The organism is Microcoleus sp. Z1_A1 (assembly GCF_036700305.1).
GTDB lineage: Bacteria > Cyanobacteriota > Cyanobacteriia > Cyanobacteriales > Microcoleaceae > Microcoleus.
This window is the reverse complement of the sequence record NZ_JAUBOR010000007.1, coordinates 115874-125181: the sequence shown is the minus strand read 5'-3', so window position 1 is coordinate 125181 and position 9308 is coordinate 115874. Positions and strand designations below refer to the sequence as shown.

10 protein-coding genes are annotated in these 9308 nt (G+C 46.9%); 6 read left to right on the top strand and 4 right to left on the bottom strand.

Features of this window, described 5'->3' with window-relative positions; all coding sequences use genetic code 11:
- Nucleotides 1-185, top strand: a 185-nt coding sequence (locus tag QT973_RS06775) for a hypothetical protein (RefSeq protein ID WP_333390987.1), incomplete at its 5' end; no start/stop codon positions are given.
- On the opposite strand, the gene thyD is transcribed toward QT973_RS06775, so the two are convergent.
- Nucleotides 182-1108: a thylakoid membrane protein ThyD gene (gene thyD / locus QT973_RS06770; protein ID WP_333208021.1), complete on the bottom strand. Its 927-nt coding sequence runs from the start codon at nt 1106-1108 to the stop codon at nt 182-184. The two genes, QT973_RS06775 and thyD, sit on opposite strands and share 4 nt — an antisense overlap.
- A gap of 148 nt (nt 1109-1256) precedes the next feature.
- Between thyD and QT973_RS06765 the strand changes: the two genes are divergently transcribed.
- Nucleotides 1257-2891, top strand: coding sequence for a DUF3352 domain-containing protein (locus QT973_RS06765; protein ID WP_333390984.1), 1635 nt, complete (start codon nt 1257-1259; stop codon nt 2889-2891).
- Between the two features lie 536 nt (nt 2892-3427).
- Here QT973_RS06765 and QT973_RS06760 read toward each other — a convergent pair.
- From QT973_RS06760 to QT973_RS06750, 3 genes are all read right to left on the bottom strand, one after another.
- Nucleotides 3428-3625, bottom strand: coding sequence for a hypothetical protein (locus QT973_RS06760; RefSeq protein WP_006632682.1), 198 nt, complete (start codon nt 3623-3625; stop codon nt 3428-3430).
- A 195-nt stretch (nt 3626-3820) separates the two neighbouring features.
- Nucleotides 3821-4237 carry a tetratricopeptide repeat protein gene (locus QT973_RS06755; protein ID WP_333055586.1) on the bottom strand — a complete coding sequence of 139 codons (417 nt, stop codon included), beginning with the start codon at nt 4235-4237 and terminating at the stop codon, nt 3821-3823.
- A 125-nt stretch (nt 4238-4362) separates the two neighbouring features.
- The gene (locus QT973_RS06750; RefSeq protein ID WP_006632680.1) at nt 4363-4716 is read right to left on the bottom strand and encodes a HesB/IscA family protein; all 354 of its coding nucleotides are present in this window, start codon (nt 4714-4716) and stop codon (nt 4363-4365) included.
- A gap of 587 nt (nt 4717-5303) precedes the next feature.
- On the opposite strand from QT973_RS06750, the gene QT973_RS06745 reads away from it, so the two are divergent.
- From QT973_RS06745 to zds, 4 genes are all read left to right on the top strand, one after another.
- A complete protein-coding gene (locus QT973_RS06745) occupies nt 5304-6950 on the top strand; it encodes a DUF6930 domain-containing protein (protein ID WP_333390981.1) in 1647 nt (548 codons plus the stop codon).
- 115 nt (nt 6951-7065) lie between these two features.
- Nucleotides 7066-7320: a hypothetical protein gene (locus QT973_RS06740; RefSeq protein WP_333055584.1), complete on the top strand. Its 255-nt coding sequence runs from the start codon at nt 7066-7068 to the stop codon at nt 7318-7320.
- Nucleotides 7321-7324: 4 nt separating this feature from the next.
- Nucleotides 7325-7681, top strand: coding sequence for a type II toxin-antitoxin system PemK/MazF family toxin (locus QT973_RS06735; protein ID WP_333055583.1), 357 nt, complete (start codon nt 7325-7327; stop codon nt 7679-7681).
- 62 nt (nt 7682-7743) lie between these two features.
- Nucleotides 7744-9180, top strand: a complete 1437-nt coding sequence (gene zds, locus QT973_RS06730) for a 9,9'-di-cis-zeta-carotene desaturase (RefSeq protein WP_333055582.1) — start codon at nt 7744-7746, stop codon at nt 9178-9180.
- Nucleotides 9181-9308 lie beyond the last annotated feature (128 nt).

Sequence of the window (9308 nt, the reverse complement as noted above, 5' to 3'; positions counted from 1 at the left end):
CGGGGAGTCAGAAACCGGGTTTCTTACCCAAATCTTCGGTAGGATGCCAAAAGTATCGCAGAAACCCGGTTTCTTGGATGGTTGGCAGGGCCTCAGAAACCGGGTTTCTTCACCAAATCGGGCGTGAAGATGCCAGAATTATCGCAGAAACCCGGTTTCTTGAACAACGAGGATTCGATTTCTAGCTTCCCGATAAAATTTCTTCGAGTGCTAATTTAAGCGTCGGATATTGATATTGAAAACCGCTAGCTAAAGTTTGTTTCGGCAACACTTTCTGCCCTTCCAAAACAACTTTTGCCCCGTCTCCCAACAGCATTTCTAATGCAAAACCTGGCACCGGCAACCAAGAAGGTCGCTTTAAAACTTCCCCTAAAGTTTGACACAATTCATTCATCCGCACCGGATTCGGTGCTGTCGCATTCAAAACGCCTTCAACTTGCGAATTTTGCAAAGCATACAGAATTAAATCAACCACATCCTCGCGATGAACCCAAGAAAACCACTGTTTTCCTGTCCCAATTGGGCCGCCTGCAAATAGTTTAAAAGGTGGCAGCATTTTTGCCAACGCGCCTCCCATTCCCAAAACTATCCCCAGCCGCAAAATTGCTAACCGCGTTCCCGCATTTTTTGCAGGTTGGGCGGCTGCTTCCCAGTCCTTGCAAACTGTTGCTAAAAAATCGTTTCCCGCGAGGCTCGTTTCGTCAAACTCAGCGGTTTCGCTGGTTCCGTAATAGCCGATCGCCGATGCGCTAACAAACACAGATGGTCTAGGATTAGCATTGACGATCGCCTCGACCAATTTTGCCGTAGTCAGTTTGCGACTGTCCAGAATTGCTTGCTGGCGCGCCTCCGTCCACCTTTCCTCCGCAATCGGAACCCCAGCTAAATTGACAACAGCGTCGCAGCCCGCGATCGACTTTTGCCAATCACCAGACTCCGCTGGAGTGTAGGCGACAACTTCCAAATTCGGATAAGCTGAAGCCGGAAAAACTCGGCTAGCCTTCGCCCCATCCCTGCTCAAAACCACCACTTGATGTCCCGCAGCTTGCAGCTTCTCCACCAGCCGGCTACCTACAAATCCCGTTGCTCCCGCGATCGCTACTTTCATCTTTTACCAATAATGCACAGTTCTAGCAGTTTAGACGATCGTCCAAACTTGTGTTAAATCATACAAAAATAAAGAGCAGCCTCGATCGCCTCCCCACAAGCTTTCTGTATTTTCATTAAACTGATAAAGGACGCGAGGAAAACAAACCATGCCTGCAAAAAAATCAAAGCTTCTAATTGCTGCCTCCATCGCCGCAGCAGGTAGCGCTGCGGTCTACTTTTACTTCCAGGGTTTGAGCCAACAAGTATCCAACCCTCAAGACAGCGCCAAAGTTGTACCCGACGAAGCAATGATGGCCGCGTTTATCTCCCCCAATCCCCAAGCGTTGGCCCAGTTGCAGCGATTTGGCACGCCAGGGGCTCAAAAGTTGGTCGGTCAGGGTTTGAAGGCCTTTCAAGAACAAAGCTTGGCCGGCACTCAAATCGACTTTGACAGGGACTTAAAACCTTGGTTAGGGGGGGTGATGGTCGCTTTGCTACCCCCTGATGCTGTGACGAATACAGAGCCTCCAAAACTGCTGGTAGTAGTCAGCGTCAAAAATAAAATTAGCGCTTGGAATTTTGCGAATAAATTAAAATCTCAGCCCGGTGCAACTACTCAAGAAACTGAGTATAAAGGAGTTAAAATTTATGACATTGCAGAGCCAACTGGCAAGCGCTACAGTGTGGCTTTGCTGAACGACCAATTAGTGATGGCTCCTTTGAGAAAGCCTGTGGAATTGGCGATCGATACTTTTAAAGGAGAACCCTCCCTCGCTACGCAGCAGAGTACAACTAAGTTTTTTGCAGAGAGTGCTGGTGTCAAGAATCCGATCGCAACTGTTTATATTGCTGATTATCCTGCTGCAATTGAGCAATTGAAAGCTAATTTGCCCGCTGATATCCAGTTGCCTTGGACAGTTTTTTCGCAGTTCAAACAGGTTAAGTCTTTGGTTGCGGGAATTGGGGCGGACAGTGCGGGATTGAGGGTAAAAACTATCGCTCAGTTAGACCCTAAATTCGTCGAGCAAAATCCACAAGTCCCATCGAAATTGTTACCCAGATTTCCTGGTGAAACTATTGCTTTAGTCGGCGGCCAGGGAATCGATAAAATTTGGTCGCAAGCAACCGCTGAGGCACAAGATAGCCCGGAAGTTGACAGGGGAGTTCAGCAGGTGAGGGATAGTTTTAAGCGGTTGGATTTGGATGCGGATCGAGAGGTTTTTGGTTGGATGAATGGGGAATTTGCGATCGGGGCGATCGGTTCGGATCAAGGGATTTTGTCTCAGTTGGGCATGGGGGCGGCGATGATTTTTGAAACCAGCGATCGCCCTGCTGCAGAAGCAACTCTGAAAAAACTCGATGCGATCGCCAAAAGCAATCCTACAGTCAGTGTCGCCCCCAGACAAGTTCAAGGAAAGGAAGTTACGGAATGGAAAATACCCCAGCAAGGCACTTTATTCGGGCACGGTTGGCTGAATGAAAATTCTGTGTTTGTAGCTTTCGGTGGCCCTTTAGTTGATGTGATTACTTCGACGCCGCCCCAGCCGTTAAGCAGCAGTCCGAGTTTTCAGGCGATCGCCACTTCTTTACCGCAAGCCAACCAAGGTTACTTTTACATAGATATGGAAAAAACCCTGTCTTGGGCTAACCAATATTTGCTTGCAGTACAGCCAAATTTAGTTTCCCCGCCCGCCGCTGAATTGCTGAATTCTCTCCGAGGAGTTAGCGTAGCCACAGCTTCTACGCAACCGACAACTGCTGAGTTGGAGATGCTTTTTGCCTTGAAATCTAACAACAATTAGGCAATTTGTAATCGGTAATTTGTAATCGGTAATTCTTCCTTCTATCCTTCTAAGGATCGCGAATTAAATAACTTACAATTTTAATTGTTATTGTGGGATGGGCCTAAGAGCCCGTCCAAACAGGACGGGCTTTCAGGCCCATCCCACAAACTTTTGGAAGTTATTTAATTCTCATTCCTAAGCTGTTGCGGCCTTAAATTGTGTGTCAAAAAAAAATCAAAGTCTTGTGGGGAGTAGGGGCCCTAGCGTCCCGCCCGCCCAAAAATACAATCTAGATTCGTAACAGCCTATCCCTTAAATCCCGATTCATATCATGTCCGGTGAATCGATCGTGATTGTTGTAGGGGCGGGTTCACCGTGATATTCAACACAAATCCCAAATCCAATAAACCCGCCCCGACCGGATATTATGGTTGAGCGACCTGACATGAGCTCACTGCGCGTTGCCGGACTTTTTTCTTACTAAAAAAGATGCTGCCCTCCATGGAGGGCAGCTACTCAAATAAAGCATCTTAAAGTCTCTCACAACTTCAGAATTAACCTTCAGACATTCCTGATTTATTGGGCAATTGCAAATCATCCGGGTCTACGTAGTGACAAACTGCTTTGTCCATGCAAATCAAGGCCCAACCGGATTTATCGATGCTCATCAACTTGTAAGAAGCTGGCTGAATAAAGAAACCTTTGTGGTTGCGGGTTGCGGGTTTGATGTTAACGTGGCTGTCAGTGCTCATGTTTTTACAACTCCTAGTATTATCGTAGTAAAATCTGAAAACCGCTGAGCGGGTTTGTCAATCGTCTAAGTCTTCAAATACTAGCACTGACTTTCTGAGTTTTCCATAAAGTTATTTATTGATTTATTACGATGTCGTAATAAACCGCAAAGCCACTTTCGTCGATCCCCGCCCCAAATAGACTTGTTTGCGCGGTTACGGCTCCAGAAGCCACTGTTTAACGCGGGCGAGACTCTTCCAGTCGGGTTTTCTACTTAATCCTTCTTCAAAATTTTTTTTAACTTCGTCGAGTAACTCTTCGGAAGCCATCAGAAGTTGCTGAGCCACTTCTACGTGGGGACGCACTCCTTTCTCTTTGAGATCGAGGATCGCTACTGCTAGGTTGATGCGAGCTTGGGGGTCATGAGGGTTCAATTTAACGGCTGTTTTCGCTGCTTTTTGAGCCGAAGATGGTTTATTTTCCAACAGGTAGAGCCACGCGAGGCTAGCCCAAGCATTGCCATTTTTGGGAGCTTTTTCGCACACTTCTTTAAACACGGGGATCAGATTAGCCGGGGCTTCGCCAGCTTGGTAGCGATCGAAACCGTCTTTAAACAATTCTTCAGGGGTCATTCGATTTTAGATTTGGGATTTGAGATTTTAGATTGGAAAGAGCATTGGGTGCCGGACGCCGCAAGGCAGTCCGAGGCATTCTCAGCAATTAGCAATTACCAATCCCCAATGCCCTATTTTCCAATTTATGTAGAAAATGAACTGCCACAACCGCAAGTTTGAGTTGCGTTGGGGTTAGTAAACTGAAAACCGCCCCCGATCATAGCATCGCTGAAGTCGAGAACCAAACCGTAGAGATAAAGAATGCTCTTGCGATCGCAAACTACCTGAAAACCATCGTAGTCGAACACTTCATCGTCGGATTTCACAGTGCTCGGATCTGCGAAATCCATGACGTAAGACATACCAGAGCAGCCGCCCTGGCGCACCCCTACCCGCAAGCAGAGGTCTTTACCTTGTTTCTCTCTCAGAGCTAAAACTTGACGGACAGCAGAGTCTGTCATTTGAATGCCGCGCTTTTCAGAAATGGCTTGAGTCATCAGAAATATGGGTTAGAAACCCCGTCCTTTTAGGACGGCTTTACATTGAGTTAAAACTTTTGTGGGGTGGAGAGGTATGGTTGCCCCTCCGGCGAGGTATGGTTGCCTCAATCTCCTTTCGGAGTAAAGTTAGCTTCGCCAATGTTTTAAGAGCTTGTTAGGCTGAAAGCACTGTTCCAGTGACCTTAGAACTGTTTAACTCTCAACGACAGAGCAAGGAACTAGCTACGCATCCCAGGGTGTCGTGACTCGAAAAACGTAGTCAGTTAAGACTTAGGCTGGTCAGAACGGCTTGTTAGATTTCTCCTTCAAGCCTCATGCCTTTAGGCTGAGGTTCCTGACAATTTGCCGAACTCCTGAGATTGTCTAATGCTAAGAGTGTAATCTTATCCCTCCATTGTACAGGCATTCGCCAGAAGGCATAAGGTTAGATGCTGAAGGCCGAATTTTTAGCTTCTAATTTTTAATTCCCGTGGGGCCTCGTTCCCCAGCTCGATGTCCTCTCCCCCTATAGGGTTTATGATTGATAAGCAGCGGTTGACCGGCTACCGGCACCGCAACAATGCTTCACCCAACGGGCTTACTCTATGGCAGCGCTGAATCGCACTACTCTTCGTCGGCTACAAAACTTACCTCAAATTCCCAGCGTGTGGGAGGGCGATCGCCGACCCTTATCTAATGCTGACTCACACATGATGCTAGATGACGATGACGTTCTAGAAGCTGGTGGCGAGTGCATTCTCTGGGTCGATGGCTCCGAAGGAGTCGTGAGGGCTATGGACATGGTAGGCCCAGATGCCGGCCCAGAGGCGCTCGTCCGGGCCCTGCTACGGGCAATGGAACATCCCCAAAGTCCGGCTCCCGCAGTCCGCCCCCAAAAAATAGTAGTCAAAAACCGAGAAATTCAATTTTATCTGCGGGGCGTACTTCAAGATTTAGGCATTTCCATTGACTACGTGCCGGAATTGCCCCTAATTGACGAAATATTTCGCGGCATGGAAGAGGTCGCCATCAACAGACCTCCTGAGTTGCCACCTCAGTATGCTGAAGTTTTAATGGAAAAAGCTGCTCAAATTTGGCAAGACGCTCCGTGGCGGACTTTGAGGGAACACCAAATTATATCTATTGAAATCAATCAGTGGGATGTCGCCAGCCTCTACGTGTCCGTATTGGGGCAAGGCAGAATGGATTACGGAGTTTTACTGTACCGTTCTCTAGAATCCTTGAAGCGGTTTCGAGAACGAGTCGTCAACGATGAATCTTTTGAAGATTTAGAACAGGCTTTTTTAGGGCAAGACTGTTTGTTTGTTACCTTTGAAAGTGCAGCAGATATTGATGAGGACGACGAGGACGAAATTGATTTAGCCGATTTGCCTCCCTCGGAAATTGAACCAAATTTCGGCAACCTACATCCTTTAGAAGGATTGCGATCGATCCTTTACGAAGAAGAAGCCCTCACGATGTTAGTTGCTCTCGAAGCATTTCATCGCTTTTTCCGCAACGGTCGCCGGAAATTGGGTTCAGACACTTTTCCCAGTCTTAGCAGCCGCTACCGCATCCCAGTGCCGCAGCCTGACGGAGAAATTCAACAGGTATCCGTTAAAGTTTCCACGATGCCCGATGTGTCAGACGAATTATTACAGATGCTCGGTGATGACGATGATGACGATGATGACGATGATGAATTTGACAAGCCACTGCTGCGGGACGATTTAGTACCGCAAAATTCATTTTTGAGTCTCGGTGCCGTACCTTGGGAAACGGTAGATTTCCTGCGCCAAAGTGTCCAGTTTCACCAAGGTGCAGAAGTTGATATTAATACCGCCGGAGATGGTTTGCCGGTGGTGATGATCCAAACTTCTCATCCGAAGGCAAAAACTATGATTCAGGATTTGAAAGAAGCTGGAGGTGTGAAGGGGATTGGTTTTAATCCGGGCGAAAATCCTTTTCAGGATGAGCAATTCGACTTGGGTATTTTGCAAACTAAAAATGGGGAGCTGTATTTGTTTGGGGAGTTTAATGAAGACGATCCGGTGCATCAGGAAGCTCGCAAGAAATGGGACCGTCGCTGTAAATTAACCAACGGTTGGTGCGGTTTGATTATTGCTAAAGGGTTGATGGGTGCTTCTCGCGGTCAGCCTCAGTTTAAGGATATGATCGCTTTGCTTGAGGTTCGCTGGGTGTCTGCTAAAGAGTTGGGAATTGGGCCACTTCAGTTAATGCCGATGTTTTGAAGGAATAAAGAAGCAGGAAGAAGGAAGAAGGAAGAAGGAAGAAAGAATATGTAAAAGTAATTTGTAAGGTGCGCCCCAGCGCACCCTAGTTTTTAAATTATAAAGGAAAATGATTATGTCAAATTCTACTCAAAAGCGAGAAGTGTTAGTCGCCCTTGATGCTGAATTCGCGGAGAAAATAGACCAACTTACTGATGATTGGACGGAGGCGATCGAACAAGCTCTCCGTCTCTGGTACGCTAAGCAAATAGAAGATAAGTTGCGGAAGTTTTATCAAAACTGCAGCCAAGAAGATATTGAGTTTGAGGAAGAATGGGCAACATTTGCTCAGGAACAAATGGAAGAAATTTTAATAGAGGAAGGTCTTTGATACAATGACAGAAGCTTATCCGCGACAAGGCGAAGTTTATCTTGTTAGAGCTTTGCGAACGATCGGAGATACCAAAAAGCGTCCTGTTGCTGTCGTTTCCATAGATAGCCGGAATGAATTGAGCCGTACTGTACTGATTGTCCCTTTTACTAGCGATTTGAGAGGGGGCGAAACTCCGAGTCGGGTTTTGATTCCGCCTGGTGAAGGAGGGTTAGAATCTGACTCGCTGGCTGTCTGCGAGCAAATTATAACTGTCCAAAAGACTTATCTGGAACAAGGCGCTTACGGTCAACTTAGTGCCGATGTCCTAGCCAGAATTCAGAGGGCTATACAAGTGTCGATCGGCATTTACGAACTTTAATAATATTTCTAATATTCTAAATTTTGTTACAATTTGTAAAAATACTGTAAAGGATAGGTAAAATGCGGGTTGCGATCGCAGGTGCGGGACTGGCTGGAATGACCACAGCAGTCGATTTAGTGGAGGCCGGCCACGAAGTAGAAATTTTTGAATCCCGCCCCTTTGTTGGCGGCAAAGTCGGCAGTTGGGTAGATCCCGACGGCAATCACGTTGAAATGGGTTTGCACGTCTTCTTCGGTTGCTATTATAACTTATTTGCCCTGATGAAAAAAGTGGGAGCTTTTGACGACTTGCTCGTCAAAGAACACGTCCACACTTTTATCAATCGAGGCGGCGAAACTGGTTCTTTGGATTTTCGCTTTCCGGTGGGTGCTCCTTTGCACGGATTGAAGGCATTTTTTACTACATCTCAGCTATCGGTACAGGACAAAATCCAAAATTCGATCGCCCTGGGAACTAGCCCGATCGTCCGAGGTTTGATCGACTTTGACGGAGCGATGAAAACCATCCGCGATTTGGATAAAGTTAGCTTTGCTGACTGGTTCCGCAGTCATGGCGGCAACCAAAACTCGCTCAAAAGAATGTGGAATCCGATCGCCTACGCACTGGGTTTTATCGACACCGAAAATATTTCTGCTCGGTGTATGCTGACAATATTTCAATTCTTTGCTACCAAAACAGAAGCATCAAGGATGCGAATGCTGGCTGGTTCTCCCAGCGAATACTTGCACAAACCAATTGTGGAATATTTGGAAAAGAAAGGAGCAAAAATTTACACGCGGCGCAGAGTCCGAGAAATTCAGTTTGAAGAAGGTGCAGAAACCCGCGTCACAGGCTTGGCAGTAGCTAGCGGCGAAACTGAAGAAACTATTACCGCTGATGCTTATCTTTTTGCATTAGACGTACCAGGAATTCAGAAAATATTGCCCCCAGCTTGGCGCAAATGGTCAGAATTTGACAACATTTATAAATTAGATGCGGTGCCAGTTGCTACAGTGCAATTGCGGTTCGACGGTTGGGTAACGGAATTGGAAGACGAAGCCAAGCGCAAACAGTTGAGCCACGCTGTCGGCATCGATAATTTGCTATATTCAGCAGATGCAGATTTTTCCTGTTTTGCTGATTTGGCGCTGACAAGTCCCAAGGATTATTATAAGGAAGGACAAGGTTCTCTGTTGCAGTTGGTGTTGACTCCGGGAGATCCGTTTATTAAACAAAGCAATGAGGCGATCGCCCAACACGTACTTAAGCAAGTTCAGGATTTATTCCCGTCAGCGCGGGAATTAAACATGACTTGGTACAGTGTAGTGAAGCTAGCTCAATCTTTGTATCGCGAAGCACCGGGAATGGATGTTTTCCGCCCTGCTCAAAAAACTCCGATCGCCAATTTCTTTTTAGCAGGAAGTTACACTCAGCAAGACTACATTGATAGTATGGAAGGAGCGACACTTTCAGGCCATCAAGCCGCTAAGGCAATTCTCGAAGCTTACAGTCATTAGTCCTTAGTCTTCTATCGTTTTCTCTCGTTCCCAGGCTCTGCCTGGGAAGGGCGATCGGGAGGCTCTGCCTCCAGTATTCGAGAGGAAAAGTGAGGCGGAGCCTCTGGATCTGCGTTACCAGGCTCTTC

Coding starts and splice junctions, on each gene's coding strand:
- QT973_RS06755 (WP_333055586.1), bottom strand. CDS start 4,237: ATGACCCCTGAAGAATTGTTTAAAGACGGTTTCGATCGCTACCAAGCT.
- QT973_RS06735 (WP_333055583.1), top strand. CDS start 7,325: ATGACAGAAGCTTATCCGCGACAAGGCGAAGTTTATCTTGTTAGAGCT.
- QT973_RS06760 (WP_006632682.1), bottom strand. CDS start 3,625: ATGAGCACTGACAGCCACGTTAACATCAAACCCGCAACCCGCAACCAC.
- QT973_RS06745 (WP_333390981.1), top strand. CDS start 5,304: ATGGCAGCGCTGAATCGCACTACTCTTCGTCGGCTACAAAACTTACCT.
- thyD (WP_333208021.1), bottom strand. CDS start 1,108: ATGAAAGTAGCGATCGCGGGAGCAACGGGATTTGTAGGTAGCCGGCTG.
- QT973_RS06765 (WP_333390984.1), top strand. CDS start 1,257: ATGCCTGCAAAAAAATCAAAGCTTCTAATTGCTGCCTCCATCGCCGCA.
- QT973_RS06750 (WP_006632680.1), bottom strand. CDS start 4,716: ATGACTCAAGCCATTTCTGAAAAGCGCGGCATTCAAATGACAGACTCT.
- QT973_RS06740 (WP_333055584.1), top strand. CDS start 7,066: ATGTCAAATTCTACTCAAAAGCGAGAAGTGTTAGTCGCCCTTGATGCT.
- zds (WP_333055582.1), top strand. CDS start 7,744: ATGCGGGTTGCGATCGCAGGTGCGGGACTGGCTGGAATGACCACAGCA.